The sequence below is a fragment of the Polaribacter sejongensis genome (assembly GCF_038024065.1).
Lineage (GTDB): Bacteria > Bacteroidota > Bacteroidia > Flavobacteriales > Flavobacteriaceae > Polaribacter > Polaribacter sejongensis.
This window is the reverse complement of sequence record NZ_CP150667.1, coordinates 554,530-578,445: the sequence shown is the minus strand read 5'-3', so window position 1 is coordinate 578,445 and position 23,916 is coordinate 554,530. Positions and strand designations below refer to the sequence as shown.

18 protein-coding genes are annotated in these 23,916 nt (G+C 30.8%); 6 read left to right on the top strand and 12 right to left on the bottom strand.

Annotated features, from left to right (window positions below):
• Positions 1 to 74 precede the first annotated feature (74 nt).
• The 6 genes from WHD08_RS02060 to mce form a co-directional block, all read right to left on the bottom strand.
• Positions 75 to 1,364, bottom strand: a complete 1,290-nt coding sequence (locus tag WHD08_RS02060) for an acetyl-CoA hydrolase/transferase family protein (protein ID WP_208889415.1) — start codon at positions 1,362 to 1,364, stop codon at positions 75 to 77.
• 65 nt (positions 1,365 to 1,429) lie between these two features.
• A complete protein-coding gene (locus WHD08_RS02055; RefSeq protein ID WP_165731151.1) occupies positions 1,430 to 2,761 on the bottom strand; it encodes a sodium ion-translocating decarboxylase subunit beta in 1,332 nt (443 codons plus the stop codon).
• Positions 2,762 to 2,771: 10 nt separating this feature from the next.
• Complete coding sequence (locus WHD08_RS02050; RefSeq protein ID WP_165731150.1) at positions 2,772 to 3,191, bottom strand: biotin/lipoyl-containing protein; 420 nt, start codon at positions 3,189 to 3,191, stop codon at positions 2,772 to 2,774.
• A 3-nt stretch (positions 3,192 to 3,194) separates the two neighbouring features.
• Entirely contained in the window at positions 3,195 to 3,554 is a 360-nt protein-coding gene (locus WHD08_RS02045) for an OadG family protein (RefSeq protein ID WP_165731149.1), read from the bottom strand.
• On the bottom strand, positions 3,554 to 5,113 hold the full coding sequence (locus WHD08_RS02040) for an acyl-CoA carboxylase subunit beta (protein WP_165731148.1): 1,560 nt from the start codon (positions 5,111 to 5,113) through the stop codon (positions 3,554 to 3,556). The genes WHD08_RS02045 and WHD08_RS02040 overlap by 1 nt, the downstream gene beginning before the upstream one ends.
• A 25-nt stretch (positions 5,114 to 5,138) precedes the next feature.
• Positions 5,139 to 5,543 (bottom strand): methylmalonyl-CoA epimerase, encoded by a 405-nt coding sequence (gene mce / locus WHD08_RS02035; RefSeq protein ID WP_068448052.1) that lies wholly within the window; start codon positions 5,541 to 5,543, stop codon positions 5,139 to 5,141.
• A gap of 513 nt (positions 5,544 to 6,056) precedes the next feature.
• Here mce and WHD08_RS02030 point away from each other — a divergent pair.
• From WHD08_RS02030 to WHD08_RS02020, 3 genes are read left to right on the top strand one after another with little or no spacing between them, the layout of a single operon-like run.
• Positions 6,057 to 9,389: a DUF2126 domain-containing protein gene (locus WHD08_RS02030; RefSeq protein ID WP_208889416.1), complete on the top strand. Its 3,333-nt coding sequence runs from the start codon at positions 6,057 to 6,059 to the stop codon at positions 9,387 to 9,389.
• A gap of 27 nt (positions 9,390 to 9,416) precedes the next feature.
• Entirely contained in the window at positions 9,417 to 11,987 is a 2,571-nt protein-coding gene (locus tag WHD08_RS02025; RefSeq protein ID WP_208889417.1) for a circularly permuted type 2 ATP-grasp protein, read from the top strand.
• A 1-nt stretch (position 11,988) separates the two neighbouring features.
• On the top strand, positions 11,989 to 12,909 hold the full coding sequence (locus WHD08_RS02020; RefSeq protein WP_208889418.1) for a transglutaminase family protein: 921 nt from the start codon (positions 11,989 to 11,991) through the stop codon (positions 12,907 to 12,909).
• A gap of 109 nt (positions 12,910 to 13,018) precedes the next feature.
• Here the strand turns inward: WHD08_RS02020 and WHD08_RS02015 are convergent, their stop codons facing one another.
• Together WHD08_RS02015 and WHD08_RS02010 are read right to left on the bottom strand one after the other, a co-directional pair.
• A complete protein-coding gene (locus WHD08_RS02015; protein ID WP_208889419.1) occupies positions 13,019 to 14,032 on the bottom strand; it encodes an alpha-E domain-containing protein in 1,014 nt (337 codons plus the stop codon).
• A 6-nt stretch (positions 14,033 to 14,038) separates the two neighbouring features.
• Complete coding sequence (locus tag WHD08_RS02010; RefSeq protein ID WP_165731143.1) at positions 14,039 to 15,505, bottom strand: circularly permuted type 2 ATP-grasp protein; 1,467 nt, start codon at positions 15,503 to 15,505, stop codon at positions 14,039 to 14,041.
• A 461-nt stretch (positions 15,506 to 15,966) separates the two neighbouring features.
• On the opposite strand from WHD08_RS02010, the gene WHD08_RS02005 reads away from it, so the two are divergent.
• On the top strand, positions 15,967 to 16,866 hold the full coding sequence (locus WHD08_RS02005) for an EamA family transporter (RefSeq protein ID WP_208889420.1): 900 nt from the start codon (positions 15,967 to 15,969) through the stop codon (positions 16,864 to 16,866).
• 62 nt (positions 16,867 to 16,928) lie between these two features.
• On the opposite strand, the gene WHD08_RS02000 is transcribed toward WHD08_RS02005, so the two are convergent.
• From WHD08_RS02000 to WHD08_RS01985, 4 genes are all read right to left on the bottom strand, one after another.
• A complete protein-coding gene (locus tag WHD08_RS02000; RefSeq protein WP_208889421.1) occupies positions 16,929 to 17,819 on the bottom strand; it encodes a carbohydrate kinase family protein in 891 nt (296 codons plus the stop codon).
• Entirely contained in the window at positions 17,820 to 19,319 is a 1,500-nt protein-coding gene (locus tag WHD08_RS01995) for a mannitol dehydrogenase family protein (protein ID WP_208889422.1), read from the bottom strand.
• Between the two features lie 7 nt (positions 19,320 to 19,326).
• The gene (locus tag WHD08_RS01990) at positions 19,327 to 21,042 is read right to left on the bottom strand and encodes a purine-cytosine permease family protein (protein ID WP_208889423.1); all 1,716 of its coding nucleotides are present in this window, start codon (positions 21,040 to 21,042) and stop codon (positions 19,327 to 19,329) included.
• Positions 21,043 to 21,127: 85 nt separating this feature from the next.
• Positions 21,128 to 21,988 (bottom strand): hypothetical protein, encoded by an 861-nt coding sequence (locus WHD08_RS01985; RefSeq protein WP_240915416.1) that lies wholly within the window; start codon positions 21,986 to 21,988, stop codon positions 21,128 to 21,130.
• Between the two features lie 303 nt (positions 21,989 to 22,291).
• Between WHD08_RS01985 and WHD08_RS01980 the strand changes: the two genes are divergently transcribed.
• Positions 22,292 to 23,029, top strand: a complete 738-nt coding sequence (locus WHD08_RS01980; protein ID WP_340833311.1) for an NUDIX hydrolase — start codon at positions 22,292 to 22,294, stop codon at positions 23,027 to 23,029.
• Positions 23,029 to 23,691, top strand: a complete 663-nt coding sequence (gene hxpB, locus WHD08_RS01975; RefSeq protein ID WP_208889425.1) for a hexitol phosphatase HxpB — start codon at positions 23,029 to 23,031, stop codon at positions 23,689 to 23,691. The genes WHD08_RS01980 and hxpB overlap by 1 nt, the downstream gene beginning before the upstream one ends.
• Positions 23,692 to 23,916: the final 225 nt, after the last annotated feature.

Sequence of the window (23,916 nt, the reverse complement as noted above, 5' to 3'; positions counted from 1 at the left end):
TGTCTGAATTTATTTAATATCAATAGGTTATAGTCCTTAAAGTTACAAAATTTAAGAACTATAACCTTCAAAATTTATTTTACCATTAAACTATTTCCAAATCTTTCAAAAATAGCTTTGTCCAATTCCTCTCTGTGATTTGGGTGCGCAATATCTCTTAGTGCTTGTGCTCTTTGTTTTAAATTTTTACCAAATAGTTCTGCTATCCCATATTCTGTAGCTATAAACCTAGCATGCGCACGAGTAGTAACAACTCCTGCTCCTACTTTTAACGCTGGAGTAATCTTAGAAACACCTTTAGATGTTGTTGATGTAATTGCACATATTGGTTTTCCGCCTTTTGATAAAGCAGCTCCACGCATAAAGTCCATTTGACCACCAACTCCAGAAAACATTCTCTGACCAATAGAATCTGCACAAATTTGCCCTGTTAAATCTACTTCAATTGCAGAATTTATTGCTGTTACTTTTGGGTTTTTACGAATGATAGAAGTATCATTTACATATGCAATATCATTCATTTCAATTTCTGGGTTGTTATCCATAAAATCATATAAACGACGTGTTCCCATAGCAAAACCTGAGACTATTTTATATGGATTTGTTTTCTTTTTAGAACCATTTACCACGCCTTTTTCAACTAAATCTATAATTCCTTCGGAAAACATTTCTGTATGTATCCCTAGGTTTTTATGGTTGTGTAAGAATTTTAAAACAGCATTTGGAATCCCTCCAATTCCCATTTGTAATGTTGCTCCATTATCAATAATTGCAGCAATATTTTCTCCAATAGATTTTTCTATTTCAGATGGTTCTACAAAATTCATTTCGTAGATTTCTTCTTCAACTTCAACACAAGCATCAAAATGTTTTAAATGTATTTGAGCATCTCCAAATGTACGAGGCATGCGTGGGTTAATTTGAGCAATAATTGTTTTACCTTGTTCTATACCAGAAATAACAATATCAACAGAAACCCCTAAAGAGCAAAAACCATGTTTATCTGGTGGCGATACATTTACCAATACCACATCTAATTTCATATATCCTTCACGGAATAAACTTGGTATTTCACTTAAAAAAACAGGAATATAATCTACCGTGTTTCCTACCATTTTACGAACGTTTCCACCAATAAAAAAAGCATTTGTATGAAAACTTTCTCTTAATTCTGGTGCTGTATATCCACAAGCTCCCTCTGTATGTAAATGAACAAGTTCAACATTTCTTAATTCTGGAGCTCTAGCCACCATCGCTTTTATTAAAGCTTGTGGTGTAGCTGATCCTCCTTGAATTAAAACTCTATCGTTAGATTTGATTAATTTAACAGCTTCATCAGCTGTCATTTTATTTGGTATTTTCATATGATCAAATTTTAAAAATTTTGTTTTTGTTCATTTACACGCTAAAATGAACTTCTAATTATCCATTATCCTAAGAAACTTAAAATAATACCTGCGGCAATTGCAGAGCCTATTACACCTGCAACATTTGGCGCCATGGCGTGCATTAATAAATAGTTACTTGGATCTGATTTTAAACCTTCGGTATGTACAACTCGTGCACTATCTGGAACAGCTGAAACTCCTGCTGCACCAATTAAAGGGTTTATTTTATGCCCTTCTTTTAAGAATCTATTCATAAACTTCGCAAATAATAATCCTCCACAAGTTGCTATTACAAATGATATAGCTCCTAAACCAAATATTAATAATGAATCTTTTGTGATAAAAATATCTGCCTGGGTGGAAGCCCCTACAGTAACACCTAATAAAATAGTTACAATATCAATTAATTTAGTTCTTGCAGTATCTGCTAATCTTTCAGTTCTTCCAGATTCTTTTAATAAATTCCCAAAGAATAACATACCTAATAATGGTAAAGCACTTGGAGAAATAAACGTTGTTAAAATTAAAGCTACGACAGGAAAAATCATTTTTTCTTTTTGAGTAACAGCTCTTGGTGGTTTCATTTTAATTTTTCTATCCTCTTTAGAGATTAACATTCTCATTAAAGGAGGTTGAATTACAGGAACCAACGCCATATAAGAATAAGCAGCAATAGCAATTGGGCCAATTAGATTTTTAACCGTGGTACCATCCGCTAATACATTAACTCCATTAGCTAATTTTGATGAAAGGAAAATAGCTGTTGGGCCATCGGCTCCACCAATAATACCAATTGCACCTGCTTCTGGAAGGTTAAAACCTAAATATAATGCCCCCATAAAGGTCGCAAAAACACCAATTTGTGCAGCTGCTCCTAATAACATTAGTTTTGGATTTGCAATTAAAGAAGAGAAATCTGTCATTGCTCCAATTCCTAAGAATATTAATGGTGGGTAAATCCCTTTTACCACCCCAAAATATAGATAGTTTAATACAGATCCTGTTTCGTAAATACCTGTTTGATTTCCGGCTACAAAAGGAATATTTCCTATAATGACTCCTGCACCTATGGGTATCAGTAGTAAGGGCTCATAATCAAACTTAATACCTAAGTAGATAAATATAATTCCAATAATTATCATTATTAAGTTTCCAGACGTTGCATTTGCAAAACCTGTATAACCATAAAACTTTTTTATTCCTCTAAATGCTCCTTCAAAAACACCCTCATGTTGCGGTGCTATATCCACTTGCGTGGTAGTGACTGTGGTGCTATTTACGGCGTCTTGGTTTGAATTTGTGCTAAATCCTAATACTGGTCTTATAAAGATCAATAATGACAAAACACAAAATATTAAAATTACTTTTTTCATGTTTCGTGTTTTATTCTAGTTCTATCATTAATTCATCATGCAACACCTGTTGGCCAACACTAATTTTAATAGCTGTAATAGTACCTGCTTTTTCACAGACAATGCTATTTTCCATTTTCATTGCTTCTAAAACAAGCATTCTATCTCCCACTTTAAGTGTATCCCCTACTTTTACATCAATAGATAAAACAACTCCAGGAATTGGGGCTACAATTTTTGTTTTTGCAGATTTTGGATTTACTTGTAAAGGTGCTGCTGGTTGCTTTGAAGCTGCACGAACTAATGTAGGTGTCTTCGTTTTTTTAACCTCTTCCTTCATTTTTACCTCATAAGAAGTGCCATTAACCTCTAGGTGAATAATATTATCTTCATGAGATTTTATATTAACGGTATAGCCGTTTTCGTTTACTTTAAATTTATAGCTTTTCATTTGTTATAATCTATTTTGAATTCCGTAAATTTTAGAACTCCAAGGTGAGTATGATTTTTTAACTTGTTTAATTGTTAAAATTGCACTTTCATGATCATGCTGTTCACTTGTATACATGTGCACCGCCGCTCCTATAACCGCAGATATTTCTCCAGTAAAGTCTTTATCCCCTTTTACCTTAATTTCACTAACTTTTTTGTCCTTTCCTTTTGTAATTATTTTATATACATAAAGCATTACGGGTAACCCATAATTAAAAACCAACGCTAGTAATACCAATGCACTAAAAACGATGAACAATCCTGTAAATAAAATAACGTATCCTTCACTTATAATCTCTGTATTTAAAACTAAGTATGTCATTATAATGGAATGTTTGAGTGTTTCTTTGGTGGATTTACATCTTTTTTATTCTGAAGTAATTCTAAAGCTCTAATAATTCTGAAACGAGTGTTTCTTGGCTCGATTACATCATCTATAAATCCGTATTTTGCTGCCATGTAAGGATTTGCAAACCTTGCAGTGTACTCATCCTCTTTTTTCTGAATGTACTCTTGCTTTTCATCCGCATCTTCTATTTTTCTAATATTAGATCCTTCTAAAACCTCTACAGCACCTTTTGCTCCCATTACAGCAATTTCTGCGGTTGGCCATGCATAATTTACATCTCCGCGTAGTTGCTTACAACTCATAACATCATGCGCTCCTCCATAAGATTTACGAAGTGTAATTGTAACTTTAGGTACAGTAGCTTCTCCATAAGCAAATAATAATTTTGCTCCGTGTAAAATAATTCCGCCATATTCTTGCCCTGTTCCCGGTAAGAACCCTGGTACATCAACAAGTGTCACAATGGCTATATTAAAGGCATCACAAAAACGAACAAATCGTGCAGCTTTTCTAGAAGCATCAATATCTAAAACACCTGCATAATATTTTGGTTGATTGGCAACAATACCAACCGGACGACCATTAAACCTTGCAAAACCTACACAAATATTTCTAGCATAATTTCTATGAACTTCTGTAAACTCGCCATTATCGGCAAGTATTGAAATTACATCAACAATATCATAAGGTTGATTAGGATTTTCTGGGATAATTTCATTTAAAGCATCTTCTAACCTGTCAACTGGGTCGTTACATGCAAGTATTGGCGCTTCTTCTAAATTGTTTGAAGGCAAGTAACTTAGTAACTTACGAACTAATAATAAGTTTTCCTCATCATTTGCTGCTAAGAAGTGAGAAACTCCAGATCTAGTAGAGTGAATTTTAGCGCCACCTAATTCTTCTGCAGTAACAACTTCACCAGTAACGGTTTTTACCACTTTAGGACCTGTAACAAACATATAACTTGTGTTTTCTGTCATAATAGTGAAATCTGTTAAAGCCGGAGAATACACCGCGCCACCAGCACAAGGACCTAAAATTGAAGAAATTTGAGGAATTACCCCAGAAGCCATAATATTTCTTTGAAAAATCTCTGCATAACCAGCTAAAGACCTTACCCCTTCTTGAATACGTGCTCCACCAGAATCATTTAAACCAATTACTGGAACACCAATTTTCATTGCCATATCCATCACCTTACATATCTTTAATGCATATGTTTCTGATAAAGAACCTCCGAATACGGTAAAATCTTGTGCAAATACATAGACAATTCTGCCGTCTATAGTACCATGACCTGTAACAACACCATCCGAAAGGTAAATTTGTTTATCCAATCCAAAAGACTTTGTTCTGTGTGTTACAAACATATCAAACTCTTCAAAACTATCATCGTCTAAAAGAATATCTATACGCTCGCGTGCAGTTAATTTACCTTTAGCATGCTGAGAATCGATACGTTTTTCTCCACCACCCATTTTAGCTTCCGCTCTTTTTTCTATGAGTTCGTTAATTTTATCTTGATTTGCCATTTTTATATAAGTATTTTCTTTAAAATTATTCTTTAGAACAAAGTTCTGTAAGCACTCCTAAGGTAGATTTAGGATGGAGAAAGCCAATATTTAACCCTTCTGCACCTTTTCTAGAAACCTTATCTACAAGTCTCACTCCGCGTTCTTCTGCAGTTTTTAAAGCTTCTGTTGCATTTGGTACTGCAAAGGCTATATGATGAATACCTTGTCCCTTTTTCTCTATAAATTTACCTATTGGACCATCCGGAGAAGTACTCTCTAATAATTCTATTTTTGTATTACCTACCAAAAAAAAGGCTGTCTTCACTTTCTGATCGACAACCTCTTCTATAGAATAACATTTTAAACCTAAAACTTCTTCGTAATATTTTATTGAAACTTCTAAATTTTCAACAGCAATACCTAAATGCTCTATATGTGAAATATTCATAATTTTTATGTTTAAATTTCATCAAATTTAGCATACATCTTGTTTTTATTATATGATAGTTATCATATTCACAGATTATTACAACTTATCTTAAATTATTTTGAGGAATCAAAAAAAATAATGTTTTAATTCATTGCTTTGTTTAAAAATTATAAAGCTTACAACTTTTAAGTGAGTAAGTAGTTATTGCTCTTAAATTTATCAAATTATCATTTTAACATTTTTATTGTAAAAAAATTATTACAACACTAATAAATAGTATTAATATATATGTATTAATGAAGGTATTCTGTAGTTTTATTACTAAATTTATAAAAAATAAAAGTATTCCAAAACGATATTAAAAATAGATTTATTATGAAGCTGTAATGCTTTTTGAATCTCTTTTTTATTATGGATTTTAAGTTATTTAGAATAATAAATACTTAAATTTGCCGGCGTTTTTTTTCGCTTTATTTTGAAAGGTTAAGTAAGATTAACTAAGTAATTTGCACTCAAAACATATATGTATACATGGCATTAAAAATCGTAATATCACACAAAACGACTTATAAATATGATAGAAAAGTATCATTATCTCCTCATATTTTTAGGCTAAGACCAGCACCACACTCCAGAACACCTATAGAATCTTATTCTATTAAAATTACGCCAGAAGAACAATTCTTTAATTGGCAACAAGATCCTTTTGGAAATTATGTGGCACGTTTGGTTTTTCCTGAGAAAACAGATGAGATGTCTATTGATGTTGAAATTATTGCCGATTTAAAAACCATAAACCCTTTTGATTTCTTTATTGAAGAGTATGCAGAAGAATATCCTTTTGTGTATACAGAAACTGTAAAGAAAGAACTACAACCTTATTTAGAAATTACTGATAAAGGAAAATTATTAGAAGAGTTTATAAAAACATTAGATTATACGCCAAGAAAAACCATTTATTTTTTAATTGATATCAATCAAAAAATTTATGAGTTTTTAAATTATAATATAAGAATGGACCCTGGTGTTCAAACTTGTGAAGAAACTTTGAATCAAAAAAATGGTTCTTGTAGAGATTATGCATGGTTATTTGTACAAACTTTACGTCACTTAGGTTTTGGAGCTCGTTTTGTTTCTGGGTATTTAGTGCAATTAAAATCAGATGAAAAATCTTTAGACGGTCCTTCTGGTCCAGAAGAAGATTTTACAGACTTACACGCTTGGGCAGAAGTATATTTACCAGGTGCTGGTTGGATTGGTTTTGATGCCACTTCTGGTCTTTTAGCAAGTGAAGGTCATATTCCTTTAGCATGTACACCTTCTTTTGAAAGTGCTGCACCAGTTTCTGGAATGTCTGATAAATGTGAAACAGAATTCTTTTTTGAAAATAAAGTAACAAGAATTTTAGAATCTCCAAGAGTTACAAAACCGTATACAGACGAACAATGGAAAGAAGTATACAAACTTGGAAATAAAGTAGAAAAACAACTAGAAAAAGGAGATGTTCGTTTAACAATGGGAGGCGAACCTACTTTTATATCTATAGATGATTTAGAATCTCCAGAATGGAACACAACTGCAGATGGACCTAATAAAAGAAAATTAGCAGGCGACTTAACCAAAGGTTTGTATGACAAATTTGGTAATGGAGCTGTTTTGCATCATGCCCAAGGTAAATGGTATCCTGGAGAACCTTTACCAAGATGGCAAATAGAAATTTGTTGGCGTAAAGATGGTAGACCAATTTGGTTCAACAAAAAGTATTTATCCAGCTATGCTGATAATCCTATTGTTCCAGAAAATTCTGATAAATTATTTTTAGAAACGCTTACTAAATACTTGCGCGTTTCTGGAGAACATATTTTACCAAGTTTCGAAGATCCTTTTTATCATTTATGGGAGCAAGGTAATTTACCGATAGATATAGATCCTGCAAAAGATAAAGACGGCTCTTTAGCACGCAAAAAATTACATGAAATTTATGAAAAAGGCGCATCTACACCTGTTGGTTATTTACTTCCTTTAAATAAAACAGAAGACAAATGGTTTAGTAGTGCTTGGACTTTTAGAAGACAACACATCTTTTTAACTCCAGGGAATTCTCCTATGGGATTAAGATTACCATTAGATTCTTTAATGGAAAAACCAGAACACGAGATTTTCCCAATTCATGAACCAGACTTATTTTCTAAAAAGAAGCGTTTACCGAGTTTTAAAAATATTGTTAAGAAAAGACATCAAGAATTTTTAGATTATGGTTTAGAGCCAAACCAACCAGACTATTTTGTACGTACCGCACTTTGTGCAGAAATAAGAGATCAAAAATTATATTTATTTCTACCGCCTTTAGAAACGGCAGAAATGTTTTTAGATTTAATAGCCTCTATAGAGCTTACGGCAAGAGAATTAAATGTACCTGTTATTATGGAGGGGTATGAACCACCACATGATAACAGATTAGAGTCTCTAAAAATAACACCAGATCCTGCGGTTATTGAAGTAAACGTTCACCCAGTTACCAATTGGGAGGACTTGTGTAAAAACACATTTACTTTCTATGATGAAGCTAAAAAAGCAAGATTAGGTACAGAAAAGTTTATGTTAGATGGTAAACACACCGGAACTGGTGGAGGAAACCATGTTACTTTAGGAGGTACCACTCCAGCAGATAGTCCTTTATTACGTAAACCAAGTTTATTGCGTAGTTTATTAACTTTTTGGCAACATCACCCAGGATTAACTTATTTATTTTCGGGCTCATTTGTTGGTCCAACGAGTCAGGCACCAAGAGTTGATGAAGCTCGTTTAGACAATTTATACGAGTTAGAAATTGCGTTTAATCAAATTCCGAAAGATGGCGAAGTTCCTTTTTGGTTAACAGATAGATTGTTTAGACATTTATTAACTGATTTAACAGGAAACACGCACAGAGCAGAATTTTGTATTGATAAATTATACTCTCCTGATTCTTCTACAGGAAGATTAGGGATTTTAGAATTACGTGGATTTGATATGCCTCCACATCCTAAAATGAGTTTGGTACAAATGTTATTGGTTAGAACTTTGGTTGCATGGTTCTGGAAAAAACCTTACGAACATAATTTAGTTCGTTGGGGAACAGAATTACACGATAAATTCTTAATAGAACATTACGTAAGAGAAGACATTAAAGATATTGTAGACCAATTAAATAAAGCAGGATACGAATTTAAAGAAGATTGGTTCGATCCATTTTTCGAATTTAGATTCCCATTACATGGGATGGTAGACATTAATAATATTCATTTAGAATTAAGAGCTGGTATAGAACCTTGGAATGTTTTGGGTGAAGAAATCACTGGCGGTGGAACTGCTAGATATGTAGATTCTTCATTAGAAAGATTACAAGTAAAAGTTTCTAATTTTAACGAAGACCGTTTTGTGTTAAGTTGTAACGGCGTTAAAGTACAATTAAACAAAACAGGCGTTCATGGAGAGTATGTAGCAGGTGTTCGTTATAAAGCTTGGGATCCGTTTTCTGCTTTACACCCAACAATCCCTGTAGATACTCCACTTGTTTTTGATATTGTAGATACTTGGAATAAACGCTCTATTGGAGGTTGTACTTATTTTGTAGCGCATCCAGGAGGAAGATCTTATGATGAATATCCAGTAAATAGTTATGAAGCAGAATCGAGACGAATTAATCGTTTCTGGGAATTTGGACATACACAAGGTGAAATTGATCCTGTGGAAAGTATCAACCCAAATACAGAAAGCACTAGTAGAAGTGTAGAAACCAACAGTAGTTCTAAGCGATTTAAGTTTAAAGAATTACCTGTTAATTTTGAATTTCCTTATACCCTAGATTTAAGAAAAAAGTAGGGGAATTTATTATAGGTAGCATGAAATATGACGATAGAAGAAAATCAAATTGAAAAAACAATCTTACACGATTATTTTTTAAATAAAAGTAAATATGATGAACTATTAATCTCTAAAATGGAAGACACATCAGATTGGAAAGTTTTATTAGACAATTTACAAAAAATTGGACCTAAAAAATTAGCTTCTAAACAAGTTGATATAGATTGGTTATTGGCAGAAAATGGTGTTACCTATAATGTATATAACGATCCTAAAGGGTTAAATAGACCTTGGAATTTAAACGTAGTTCCGTTTATAATCCATCAGAAAGAATGGAGCGAAATTGAAAAAGGAATTCAACAAAGATCTGAAATATTAAACCTTATTTTAAAAGATTTATACGGAAAACGTGAATTGCTTAAAAACGGAATTATTCCGCCCGAAGTAATTTACGCACATCGTGGTTTTTTACGTTCTTGTGATCAAATTGAATATAAAACAGCAAAACAATTACTGGTACACGCAGTAGATTTAGCGAGAGGTCCAGACGGTCGAATGTGGGTTGTAAATGACAGAACACAAGCCCCTTCTGGGATGGGATATGCTTTAGAAAATAGATTTTCTACAACTAAAATTATTCCTGAAATATATAAGCATGTAAACGTTAGGCAACCTTCTACTTTTTTTAATGATTTTAACAAATTATTATTAAGTGTAGCTCCGTCTAATTCAGAGAACCCAATGGTGGTTATTTTAACACCTGGTCCACATAATGAAACCTATTTCGAACATTCTTATTTGTCTTCATTTTTAGGTCATCCTTTGGTAAAAGGAAATGATTTAGTGGTAAGACACGGAAAAGTTTGGTTAAAATCTTTAAAAGGATTAAAACAAGTTGATGTTATTTTAAGACGTGTAGACGATAGCTTTATGGATCCTCTAGAATTAAGAGAAGATTCTTACTTAGGAGTTGCTGGTTTATTAGAAGTGGTTCGTTTACAAAACGTTGCCATCGTAAACCCTATTGGAAGTGGTGTTTTAGAAAACCCTGCTTTAATTCCGTTTATGGAGAATATTTGCAAATTTTTCTTGAAAGAAAAGTTAATTCTACCTCAAATTGCTTCTTGGTGGTGCGGACAAGAAAAAGAAAGAAAACATGTTTTAGAAGATTTACCTTCTTATGTAGTAAAAAGAATAGACAGATCACATAGAGAACATATCTATTTTTGTGAGTTTTTAAGCAAAGAAGAATTAAAGGAACTAAAAGAAGAAATTTTAGAAAACCCAAATAGATTTGTAGCACAAGAAAAAATATCTTTTTCTACAGCTCCTAATTTTATTGATGATAAATTAGAACCTCGCAAAATTGTGTGTAGAACTTTTTCTATAGCAAAACAAGATAGTTATAGCGTTATGCCTGGTGGTTTAGTTAGAGTTGCCACAGAGCGTGAAGAACTTTTTGTATCTAATCAACGAGGAGGAACTAGTAAAGATTTTTGGATTGTTAGTGATAAAAAACAAAATTACTTACAAAACTATTCTTGGAATAAGAGCGTTTCCAATCAGGCAGAAAGTATTAATGACGTACCTAGTAATACTGCCGAAAACCTATATTGGTCTGGTAGATATTTGGGTAGAACTTTATTTACAGCAAGGTATTTACGTATGGTTTTAAACCAAATGACGCATGTACAATATAATGATGAAAGAAAATCTGAATCTGAAAGTTTAAAAATATTATTTCAATCTATTACAAACATTACATCTACGTTTCCTGGTTTTACAGGAGAAAATGAAGAGGAAGCATTAAAGAATCCTCTTAAAGAATTAAAGTCGCTTACTTTAGATAACCAGAGAATTGGAGGTTTTGCTCAATCTATGCAGAGTTTTAACAATTCTTATTATTCCCTTAGAAATCTATGGTCTAAAGATATGTGGCGTGTTTTTGATGGAATTCAAAAACAACTTACAAAACTTAAAGAAGAAAAGGTTTACACTATTTCTACGTTATCTAAGTTCTTTGATAAAATAATTACAAGATTGATTGCTTTTATGGCTTTGTCAGAAGAAAGTATATTAGTAAGACAAGGACTTCTACTCTACTTTATTGGTTTGCAGATAGAACAAGCATCTATGACTATAGAGAAATTTAGGTCTTTAATTATTGTAAATTATAATGAGGAATTAGAGTATGAAGTTTTAGAATCACTTTTAAATAGTCACGAAAGTTTAAACATTTATAGATACAGTTACAAGTCTTATCTAAGTATAGAAAACGTCTTAAAGTTATTACTTTTAGATAAAGAATATTCTAGATCTTTAATGTATCAAGTAAAAAGGATTAAGAAAGATATTGATAAGTTACCGAATACAAATACATCTGTAGAAATGACTATTTGTCAAAAAAACATCAATACGGTAATTCAAAAAATTGAAAGTTTATCGCTAGAAGAAATTCTAGAAATTGATGAAGCATCTAATATGCGTAAAAAGTTAGACAATTTACTGTCTGATTTAAGTGATTTATTACACTTAACATCTTTATCTGTTTCAGACACTTACTTTAACCACTCTCAGCAACAAAAACAGTTGGTAGATAGAAAAATTTCTAATTAATATGATTTTTGATCTTTGGCACAAAACAAAATATAGTTATGAAAACGGTGCTTCCTTTTGTCATAATATAACCACGTTAAAACCTAAAAGTTTTAAAGGACAGACTGTATTAGAATACGCTTTAGAAATTAGTCCAGAACCTACTGATATTTCAGAAAGACTCGATTTTTTTGGAAATACAGTTACTCGTTTTTCTATTCAGCAAAGTCATGAAGAACTAGTTGTTATTGCACGTAGTAAAGTTTCTAGAGATTATGATATACAAATAGAAGGACAAAATTTAACTGAAGGAAAAAAAGTTACCATAGAAGAAGCTCTTAAATTATTAAAAGGAACCCAGCTAGACATTATTGAAGCTAGACAATTTGTTTTAGGTTCTCCTTTAATTTCTGACATGAGTACCGTTATTAAAGAATATGCTTTGGTTTCTTTTAAGCCTGAAAGATCTTTGTATGAAGCTTCTTACGAATTAATGCAACGTATTTTTACAGATTTCGACTTCGTTTCTGGATTTACAAACATTGCAACACCTTTAAAAGTAGTAATGAAAGAGAAAAAAGGGGTTTGTCAAGATTTTGCTCAAATAGCTATTGCTTGTGTTAGGTCTATGGGATTACCTGCCAGATATGTAAGTGGATATATAGAAACACTACCACCAGAAGGAAAAGAAAAACTGATTGGTACAGATGCTTCTCATGCATGGTTTTCTGTATTTATCCCAACTTTAGGTTGGATAGATTTTGACCCAACTAACAATCAAATACCAAAAAACCAACATATAGTTGTTGCTCACGGTAGAGATTATTATGATGTACCTCCATTAAAAGGAGTCATTTACAGTACAGGTAAAAGTAAAATGGATGTAGCTGTAGATTTAAGGCCTGCCAAAAATTATCAAAGTCAAAGCCAGAGTCAGTCTTAAACTTTTAAAAAAATAAAACTAAAAAAAACCTCAAAGCATTTAAAAACTTTGAGGTTTATTGTTTTTTAAAATAATCGTTTAAATAAGGCAATTATTTTTACGCTAAATATTATTGCTTTTGAGTTTGTTTTTTAATTTCAGTAGCAACTTTAACATCTGGTTTTACTATAGCGTCTGAAATATTAAAATAATTATCTTCTAATTTATCAGCAATTAAAACTAAATGCTCTATTAAATCAGCAATAAATTCTTCTATATTATCTTCAATATCTGTTATGAGTTTATACTCAAAATCAGCTTTCATTTTACCAATTAAAAAAGCTGCAGAATCATCTGTAATTTGTCTGTTTTTAGAAATAATACAGATATACTTATATATTTGATACAAACAACTTTTTATAGATCTTGGACATTTTCCGTTTAAAATAATAAACTCTAAAGTGGTTTTTCTAGAAGGTGTTTTTTTATAAAAACTACGCATCATATCATGTGTAGACACACATTTTAAAAGCGTTGACCATTGGTAACTACCATCTATTACATCTCCATAAATTTCTTTGGCTGCCGCAACATCACTTAATTTAGAATTAATAATTCTGGATACTTGTATTGCTCTTTCTAAATATACACCTAACATAATAATGGCGTATACTTCATCATGCAAAAGCGTACCTTTAATTTTACTTCTTACTTCTGAAGCAGATTGCGTTACCATAGAAGTAAACTCATACAAACCGCTTTTTACAAATTTTTCAATTGGATACCCTTTAAAACTATGATTAATTCTATTGATACATTCAAATAATTCTGTCGAAATTAAATCTCTAGAGCTTCTTGCATTTTCATGCGCATTAATAAAGGTATTTACAATTGAATACGGTTGCTCTAAATTTAGACCAACATTAAATAAAACAGCTTCTTCTTCTAATGTAATATCTGCATCTATAATTTCATTGGCAGACATGTACATTACAGATCTTAATACAAATTGTCTAGATTGTGATAACTCATCTGGTGCGTCTAAAGATGAAAAATAATTTACGTTTAAAAACCTTGCTAAGTGCTCTGAACGTTCAATATATCTTCCCATCCAAAAAAGGTTATTGGCTACTCTTGCTAACATATTTTTTTATTTTTTTAAAACCCAAGTGTCTTTTGACCCTCCACCTTGAGATGAATTTACTATTAAATTTCCTTTTTTAAGTGCAACTCTAGACAAACCTCCTTTTAATACAAAATCGGTATCTTTTCCTAATAGAGTAAACGTTCTTAAATCTACATGTCTAGATTCGAAAGACTCATTTTCATCTATATACGTTGGGTGAGTAGATAATGACATTATAGGTTGAGCAATGTATTTTCTAGGTGCTGCTAAAATTGTTTTCTTAACAGTTTCTATTTCTTCTTTTGTTAGTTTACTTCCAATAGATATACCATATCCTCCAGACTCATCTACAGGCTTTACAACTAGTTTATCTATGTTTTCTATAACATATTTTAACTCATCTTTTCTACTACAATGATAGGTATGTACGTTATTTAGAATAGGTTCTTCATCTAAATAATATTTAATAATTTCTGGCATATAAGTATACACAGCTTTGTCATCTGCCACACCTGTACCAGGAGCATTTACCAAAGTAACATTTCCTTTTTGATACACAGAAAATAAACCAGGAACCCCTAACATAGAATCTTTTTTAAAGACTAAAGGATCTATAAATAAATCATCTACTCTTCTGTATATAACATCTACTTTTTCTGGTCCATAAATAGTTCTCATATACACAAAACCATTTTCTACAAATAAATCTCTTCCTTCTACTAAAACAACTCCCATTTGTTTTGCAAGAAATGAATGTTCGTAATAAGCAGAATTATATACACCAGGTGTAATAATAACACAAACAGGAGCATCTACCCCATTTGGTTTTACAGATTCCATAGTATCTAATAATTTAGAACCATAATCTACAACCGTATGTGCGTTATATTGATTAAAAACACCAAACAATGCATGTTTTACAGCATTTCTATTCCCAATAACATAACTAACACCAGAAGGACATCTAATATTATCTTCTAATACATAATACTTACCATCAGAATGTTTTATTAAATCTGTACCCGAAATATGATTATAAATGCCTCCAGGAGGATCTAATCCTATCATTTCTGGTAAAAAATTGGCAGAAGATTTAATTAAATCTTCCGGTACAATGCCTTGTTTTATAATTTTTTGATCATGATAAACATCCCAAAGAAAAAGGTTTAAAGCTTTACTTCTTTGTAAAACACCTTTCTCTATTGTAGTCCATTCTTTATTATTAATAATTCTTGGAAATAAATCAAAAGGGAAAATTTTTTCTTTTACCTCCTTATCACCATAAACTTGAAACGTAATTCCTAGATTAAAAAAAGAATCTTTTGCTTGTTTATTTAAACGATCAAATTCAGACACTGAGTAAGAACCAAATAAATTATATAAGGTTTTATACACCTCCCTAACTTCATTATTATCCTTAAGTAGTTCATCATAAAATCTAGAATCTAGTTCGTAAGTAGAAAATAGCGGTAGTGTTTTAGTTTCTTTCAAATCTTATAATTTTTTAGTAAATATAAATTACTTTTATGAAAAAAGTAAACATTTTTAAATTATGATAGGATTATTGTAACAATAATTTTATTTTATTTGATTTTTTACAGTAATCGTAAAAAATCATTATCATATTTTCAATTAAATAATTTCAAAAACAAGTTTTTTATCCAATTTCTATTAAATTCCTGTAATCATTGATAAATAACGAGTATGGACAATAGTAAAAAGGGTATTTACTTTTATAAAAAGCATTCTTGAAATACCTACAAAAGATAGCAATATTTATCCTAAAACCGTAATAAAAGAAATTATTAAAAGAATATATTTAAAACACTAGTATTCTAAAAACATATAAAAACCTATTTATCAGTAGACTAAACGAACAATCTGTCTTTTAAAAAAAATAGTAACTATTAAAAGTCGCCTATTTTTTTCATTCTATTATCTTCGCGCGCATTATGTGGATGTACTTAGGACTTTTAGCTGCTTTATTTTTAGGATTACACAATTTATGTAAAAAACACGCCGTACAAGGCAATGAAGTATTTCCTGTTTTGTTGGGAACAATTTCTTCAGGTTTTTTATTGATACTTCCCTTCTATTTAGGTTCTATTTGGAATCCGGAGTATATGCAAAAAATAGGTTTCTACATTACAAGTATTCCTTGGAGTACACATGGCTTTATCTTTATAAAATCGATGATAATGGCTGCCTCTTGGGTTTTAGCTTACCAAGCATTAAAACATTTACCTATTACTATTGTTACACCAATAAGATCTGCAGGACCTTTTTTTACATTTATTGGTGCAATTTTTATTTATCAAGAAAAACCAAACGCCTTACAATGGATTGGTTTCTTTCTTATTATATTATCTGTCTTGTTATATTCTAAAATAGGAAAAAAAGAGGGTATCAACTTTAAAAAAAATAAATGGATTTTTGCCATTATTGCGGCTACCTTTTTAGGTGCTTCTAGTGGTTTGTATGATAAATTTTTAATTCAGACTTTAATCTTAAATCCACAAACATTACAATTTTGGTTTTGCTTTTATACCATTCTAATATTGTTAATTATTTTATCAATTACATGGTTTCCTTATGCTGATAAAAGAAAAGCTTTTAAATTTAGATGGTCTATACCTGCTGTTGGAGTCTTATTACAAACGGCAGACTATTTTTATTTTAAAGCACTACAAGATACTGATGCTTTAATTATGTTATTATCGGCTATAAAAAGAAGTCAGATTATAATTGCCGTTGTAGTTGGCGGATTGCTATTTAAGGAAAAAAATAAGCGTAAAAAACTGGTTCCTTTATTCGGAATTTTACTTGGAGTATTTTTAATCTTATATTCTTAAACAAAAAAAGTTTCGTAATAAATTACGAAACTTTTCAATATATAATAATGTGTAATTAAATTTTACACAGTCTTTTTTTCCATAAAATCTAGAATATCGCTTTCTTTAATTTCAGGATTTGCACCTTCACTACTTGCAACTATTGCACCTACAGCACAAGCAAAATCTAATGCTTCTTGTGGCGCAACATCTTTTAATAGCTTATTAATTAAAGAAGCTAAAAAAGAATCTCCTGCTCCAACAGTGTCTACAACTTTTACTTTATAACCTTCATTATAATAGAATACATCATTATAATAAAGTATGGCTCCTGAACCTCCTTTTGTAACACAAATAGATTTTGTATTCGTAGTTTCTGCTATAAATTGAATGTTCTCTTCTAATGAAGTTGACTTAAAATTTAATCCCTTTGAAATTTCAATAATTTCATCATCATTAAATTTTATAAAACTAGCCTCATTCATTAAATAACTTAAACCTTCTATGTTATAATAAGGTGCTCTAAGATTTACATCAAAAATTTTATATTTTGCTATTTTTAAAAGTTCATATAATGTATTTCTTGACACTTCATTTCTAGCCACTAAACTACCATACACAAAAGCATCTGAAACTTTTACTATTTTCTTTGCACTTTCTGTTAACTCTATTTGATCCCAAGCTCTTGGAAACATAATATCATAAGAAGCACAACCATTGTTATCTAATAAAACTTTTACTTTTCCTGTTTTTAGTTCTTCATCTATTTGTAACGCTACTTTGTTAACGTTATTCTCCTTAATAAAAGTCTTAATTTTTTGACCATTATCATCTTCACCAACCTTAGTGATTATATATACATTATTTTCTAAAGACTGTAATCTTACTGCAACGTTTAAAGGAGCTCCTCCTATTTTTTTATGAGTTGGAAACACATCCCAAAGCACTTCGCCAAAACATGTAATATTTGCCATCTAAATTTCATTTAAAATAGTACTATTAATATCTTTCACAGACTTCTCTATACCGTTTTTAACAATACTCTGATACGCTTCTATATAAGCATTTAAAAAGGTATTAGAATTTTTAAGCTGCCCAAAAATAGATTCTATTTCTAAAAACGCCGCTGGATTATTTCTTGATAAAATTGCTTTTTCAGTTAAAACAGCTTCCATAGCATCTTTAATTATTAATTGAGATCCATTTTCATTTACGCCAACACTATAAATTGCAAAAGCAGCAATGATAAAAGCAGCATGATTTACAGTTCTATTACTTTCTAACTGATTATAAACCGTAGGTAAAATAAAAATTGGAATTTTAGCAGAACTCTCAGAACAGATTCTTTCTATTTGATCTTTTATATAGGTATTTCCAAATCTTTGGATTAATGAAAATTTATAATTTTTTAAATTCACACCTTCTAAATCTCCTAAAGTTGGTGTAACTTCATTCCCCATATAAATTCTTAAGAAAGAACTGATATCGGCATCATTAGCAGCTTCATCAATAGTAGAATAACCATATAAAGCTCCTAAAATTCCTAATACAGAATGACCTGCATTTAGTAAACTTAACTTCATTTTTTCATACGGCACCACATCTTTTACAAACTGAGCACCAACAGTTTCCCAAGCAGGTCTTCCGGCTGCAAAATCATCTTCAATTACCCATTGTTTAAAAGGTTCACAAACCACTGGCCATCCATCATCGATACCTGAAGTTTCTTTTAATTTTTCGATATCTAATGCAGATGTTGCAGGTGTAATTCTATCTACCATTGCATTCGGAAACGATACGTTCTCATCAATCCAAGATACTAAAGTTGGTGCTGCTACTTTTACATAGCTTAACAACATTTTTTCTGTCATGTGTCCGTTTCCTTGTATATTATCACAAGATTGAATAGTAACACCTTTTAAACCATTTTCTTTTCTTAATTTCAACGCTTGCGTTAAATATCCGAAAATAGTTTTAGGCGCATTTGGAGTTTCTAAATCGTGCTGAATTAAAGGATTTTCAAAATTGAATTCTCCTGTTGCTTCATTATAATTATAACCTCCTTCTGTAATGGTTAAACTGATGATTTTTACATCTTCACTCGCCATTTTTTCAATGACTTTTATTGGACTTTCTGGCGCATACAAAACTTCTACCATAGAACCAATAATTTGTTTTGTTAACGAACCATCTAATTCTTTTATAATCAACGTATATAAACCGTCTTGCTCTTTAAGTATGTTGTAAATTTTAGTATCAAAATCTAACAAAGCAACACCACAAATACCCCAATCTTTTTGAGTATCATCATTTAATAACAGATCTGTATAAAACGCTTCATGTGATCTATGAAAACCACCAATACCAACATGTACAATACCTGTTTTAATGTCGCTTCTATTATAAGTAGGAGAAGTTATTTTAGTACTAATTTCTGCTAAATTCTTTTGATTTAATTTAATTATATTTTCCATGATTTTATTATTTATTTAAAGAATTACCTCTTTTAAGTGCCCAAATTGATGTTACAAAATAGACTACAGTACATACAAATGCATAGGTGTAAAATAGTTCTCTATTTGCTATATATACTTTTTCTGTTTCGCTACCAAATAACACAATACAAGCCAACACAACGGTTATTGCTAATGAAAGTAATGAGATACCTTTTAATACCTTTGTAAATAATGATGTATCTATTATAAGTACAACTTCTCTTTGTGCTTTTATTTCTTGAAATTCATCTATATGCGTGTTTCTTACTCTCTCTTTTTCTTCTTCTTCTGGATATTTATCTTTTGCTCCATAACGTCCTGCTAAAAAAGTATAAATAAGTATTGTAAAAATCCAAGTTGGTATAAATAAATAGTAAAAAGACATTACATTTAAAATATTTAAACCAAAACCAAACAACAATCCTAATGCCCAAGAAGCAATGGCAGGAGTACTAAAGGTTAAATTACGATAATGAGACCAATAACGTGTATACCCTATTTTAGGGAAAATTTGATGCTCAGCAAAAACAATACTACCAACTGGTACAACTAATAAACCTGCATACGTTAATAGCGGAAGCATTTGAGAAAACACAAACGGAAAACAAGCGACTACCATAGTTACTAAACCAACAACTATAGTTGTCTTTTTTCTTGAATTTTTAGTAAAAATAGCTTGTGCAGCCAAACCAGCTCTATAAAGATTAGCAACAGCAGTCGTCCAACCAGCAACAATAACAATTACAAAACCAGACCAACCCAAAGCATAATAAGCTACATCTCCCGGATCTAATTCTACGATAGATTTACCAATAATAACAGCTGCACCAGCCCCCATTATTCCTGCAGAGATCCAAGCAACAAAATGACCAAACATCATTCCTGTACTTGTTGTTAATCCGTAAGATTTCTTTTTAGCAAAACGAAATAAAGCCATATCAATAAGACCAAAGTGAGTAATTGAATTTGCTGCCCAAGCAAAACCGATAACTTCTAACAAACCAATTCCTGGTTCTCCATCACTATTAAGTCCCGTCCAAATGGATTGATCTCCTAAATTTATAAGTTCCGTCCATCCACTTGGTAATGTTTCACCTAAAACATCTAAAGAAAGTGCCGGTAAAAGTATAAATGCACCACTAATAAACATCACAAATAACCAAGGCGCACAAATTGCAGAGAATTTAGAAACCGCAGTAAAACCATATATAGCAATGGCAACCACCACAATACCAACGAGTAAAACTATTAAAACAAACCAAAGATTAGTTGGATACCAATCTAGTTGTGCCGGAATATCAAAAGCAAAACGAACAGCTGTAGAAGATACGGTTATCATTGCCGCAGAAATGACTGTAAAAATAACAACATTTGCCCAATTATAAAGCTTTGTCATTGAGTCTCCTGCTATTTTATTAAGATATGTATACAAACTCAATCTAGTATCTACAGCAATAGGAGATGTAATTAACGTCCAACTTAAAACAGCTAATATATTACCAATCAATAATCCTAAAATGATATCTTTAGTAGTTGCACCTAAGGCAACAAACGTTGCTCCAATTACAAATTCTGTAGCGGCAACATGCTCAGCAGCATACAAACCTGCAAAATGCGTCCAATTATGTAGTTTATTTTTAGCAATTGGTAATTGCTCTATTTCTAAGTCTTCGAACTGCTGATATTGATTGGGAGTTTCCATATGATGTTTTTTTAAAGTTAGTTCTTTTTAATTTTAGTGATAATGTTATACATGCTGTGGTAAATATTTAATAATTATATATGCCTTAAAATAAAGTTAGATCTAATTGAAGTACTGTTTTTTCTTGTTCTGGATTCCACATTGCAGTAACTCCAATTGGTAAATTATAGTTACCTATTTTAATATCTTTGTTAAGTGTTGCTCCTACATTTATAATATTAGCAGCACTTTCGGTATAAAATGTTTTATCTGTGGTAAAAGACCAAGCACCACCTGCAAATAAAGATAAGTTAGCATCACCTTTTTCCCAAACCTTACTATTCACTTCAAAATAATGTGTCCAAGAATTCTTTAAGCTACCATCTGCTTGAACTTCATAATCTCCAGAACCACCATTAATTATGGTTGCTAAATATAATAAAGTATTAGGTGTAACATTATATCCAAAACTAACATCTACAAAATTGTAGCCTTGGGTTTTATCATAACTCCAAAATTTTAATTCATCTCCTCTTTCTTCTACACCTGTATAATTGTTATGAGAAACTGCTTCTATAAAAAAACGATCAGAAAAACGATATTTGGTATAGATTGAGACTTCTTTATAAAAAGCACTTTCAGTTTCCCCTGTTGTAGTATTATTTACATCTATCGAAGAAAAACTTGCGCCTCCCCAAAGACCAAACGTAAATTTCTTGTTTTTTGAATTGTATTCTAAACTCGTAGCAATCATTGCACCAGAATGAACAACACCCCCATGCCATAAATGCATATTCTTAACATGTGCTTCAACACTAAAAGCATTATAATCTTCATTAGTTATATCTTTCTGAGCATTTGTGTTTTGTGCAGAAATCAATAAAATAATATTTAGAAGTAAAACAGATAAACTTCCATTTTTAATATAATAACTTACTGGTTTCATTTCTTTCGATAATTGTCTCATTACTTATATCTTAAATAGTTCTAAATCTTAATATCATACTTTTAAAATAAAACGTCAAAATGACGTTTGATAAGCAAATGTAAATAAAAAACTTTTACTAAAACAAAAAAAAAGTAAAAAAAATATTCTATATTCTCCTTAATCTATGTTAAATTAATATCATAAGTATTGATTTTATCAGTAAAACCGCTATATCAAGAAGTTATAAATCATTTTCAATATTTTAAATAATTATATACGTAATAAATACGTTTATTTAAAATAATTAAAAAAAAAGAGTAACTTTACATTATAAATAAGATTATGAACAACAAGAAAATATCAAATATATCGGTAGATTGTGTCGTTTTTGGATATGATACAGATACCAAATCTTTAAATGTTTTATTAATAAAACGATATTTAGAATCTAAGTCTGATAATAAAGTACTTGTTGATGATTATGTATTAACGGGGTATCATGTCTATGAAGATGAAACTTTAGACGACTCTGCTTCTAGAGTTTTAAAAGAATTAACTGGACTTACCAATTTATATAAAAAACAATTTAGAGCTTTTGGTGATCCGAACAGATTGACGAATGAAAAAGACTTATTATGGATTCAAAATGAGGAATTCAACTTAAGAACCATTACAATTGCTTATTATTTTTTACTAAAAACAGAAGATGTTGCTATCGAAAATAATAAATATAAAGCACAATGGTTTTCGATTAACGATTTACCAGAATTAGGTTTTGATCATAAACAAATTATTTTGGAAGCATATGAAGATTTAAAAACCAAATGCTTGCAAGAGCCAATTATATTTGAATTATTACCAGATAAATTCACCATAAATGACGTACAAGATTTATATCAATCTATATTGGCAATAGAAATAGATAATCGGAATTTTAGAAGAAAATTAATCAATAAAAAATACTTGGTTCCTTTAGACGAAAAACAAGTTGGAGTTTCTAAAAAACCAGCACAGTTGTATATGTTTAGCAAAGACATTTACAATAAAATGTTTCAAAAAAATTACTTAATCAACATTTAATGATATTAAACACTTTTATTTTTGACATGGATGGAGTTATCATAGACTCTGAACCTTTTTGGCGACAAGCACAAATAAAAATTTTATCCACTTACAATGTAACTGTTACTGTAGAAGATTGTATTAAAAATACCATGGGTAAACGGATAGATGATGTTGCACTCACTTGGTGTCAATTATACCAATTATCTATAAATCCTAAAAGTTTAGAAAAAGAAATTATTACAGCTGTAGCTAAACTAATTACTGATAAAGGAAAAGCTAAAAAAGGCTTATTCGAATTGTTAGATTATTTAACAAAAAACAATTTTAATATTGCCTTAGCAACATCATCTAGCAAACCTATCATCGATGCAGTTTTTAACAGATTGAATATCGCTTCTTATTTTAAGGTAGTTTGTAGTGCAGACGATGAAGAGTACGGAAAACCACATCCGGCTATTTATCTGAAAGCAGCAAAATTATTAAAAGTAATTCCTGGAAATTGCTTGGTTTTAGAAGATAGTGTTACAGGTTTAATTGCTGCAAAGGCTGCTAGTATGAATACTATTGTAATTCCTGAAGATAAAAATGACCCAAGATTTACATTGGCCAATAACATTTATACTTCAATGCTAGATGTTATTAGTTATTTAAAACCCCTTACAGAGCAGACATTATAACAATTTAACTATTTAAAGTCGCTTTAAGCTTTTGACTGTTTATATATAAAAACGATATATCTGTCTGAACACTTTGCCCTTTACCCAGCATAAGTTTTGTTGAAGACTTTAGTTTGGCTACTGAATATTCTTCGACAAGCTCAATAAGACATTTAAATTTTCAATTGTTTTAGCGATATCATAAAATTAAATTAGTATTAATTAGTTACTATTAAACCCAACAGA

What these genes read in the sequence shown, in the direction of transcription:
- WHD08_RS02025 (WP_208889417.1), top strand. Translation starts at nt 9,417, where the DNA reads ATGACGATAGAAGAAAATCAAATTGAAAAAACAATCTTACACGATTAT.
- WHD08_RS01990 (WP_208889423.1), bottom strand. Translation starts at nt 21,042, where the DNA reads ATGGAAACTCCCAATCAATATCAGCAGTTCGAAGACTTAGAAATAGAG.
- WHD08_RS01985 (WP_240915416.1), bottom strand. Translation starts at nt 21,988, where the DNA reads ATGAGACAATTATCGAAAGAAATGAAACCAGTAAGTTATTATATTAAA.
- WHD08_RS02020 (WP_208889418.1), top strand. Translation starts at nt 11,989, where the DNA reads ATGATTTTTGATCTTTGGCACAAAACAAAATATAGTTATGAAAACGGT.
- WHD08_RS02000 (WP_208889421.1), bottom strand. Translation starts at nt 17,819, where the DNA reads ATGGCAAATATTACATGTTTTGGCGAAGTGCTTTGGGATGTGTTTCCA.
- WHD08_RS02030 (WP_208889416.1), top strand. Translation starts at nt 6,057, where the DNA reads ATGGCATTAAAAATCGTAATATCACACAAAACGACTTATAAATATGAT.
- WHD08_RS02015 (WP_208889419.1), bottom strand. Translation starts at nt 14,032, where the DNA reads ATGTTAGCAAGAGTAGCCAATAACCTTTTTTGGATGGGAAGATATATT.
- WHD08_RS02055 (WP_165731151.1), bottom strand. Translation starts at nt 2,761, where the DNA reads ATGAAAAAAGTAATTTTAATATTTTGTGTTTTGTCATTATTGATCTTT.
- WHD08_RS02050 (WP_165731150.1), bottom strand. Translation starts at nt 3,191, where the DNA reads ATGAAAAGCTATAAATTTAAAGTAAACGAAAACGGCTATACCGTTAAT.
- WHD08_RS02060 (WP_208889415.1), bottom strand. Translation starts at nt 1,364, where the DNA reads ATGAAAATACCAAATAAAATGACAGCTGATGAAGCTGTTAAATTAATC.
- mce (WP_068448052.1), bottom strand. Translation starts at nt 5,543, where the DNA reads ATGAATATTTCACATATAGAGCATTTAGGTATTGCTGTTGAAAATTTA.
- WHD08_RS01980 (WP_340833311.1), top strand. Translation starts at nt 22,292, where the DNA reads ATGAACAACAAGAAAATATCAAATATATCGGTAGATTGTGTCGTTTTT.
- WHD08_RS01995 (WP_208889422.1), bottom strand. Translation starts at nt 19,319, where the DNA reads ATGGAAAATATAATTAAATTAAATCAAAAGAATTTAGCAGAAATTAGT.
- hxpB (WP_208889425.1), top strand. Translation starts at nt 23,029, where the DNA reads ATGATATTAAACACTTTTATTTTTGACATGGATGGAGTTATCATAGAC.
- WHD08_RS02040 (WP_165731148.1), bottom strand. Translation starts at nt 5,113, where the DNA reads ATGGCAAATCAAGATAAAATTAACGAACTCATAGAAAAAAGAGCGGAA.
- WHD08_RS02005 (WP_208889420.1), top strand. Translation starts at nt 15,967, where the DNA reads ATGTGGATGTACTTAGGACTTTTAGCTGCTTTATTTTTAGGATTACAC.
- WHD08_RS02045 (WP_165731149.1), bottom strand. Translation starts at nt 3,554, where the DNA reads ATGACATACTTAGTTTTAAATACAGAGATTATAAGTGAAGGATACGTT.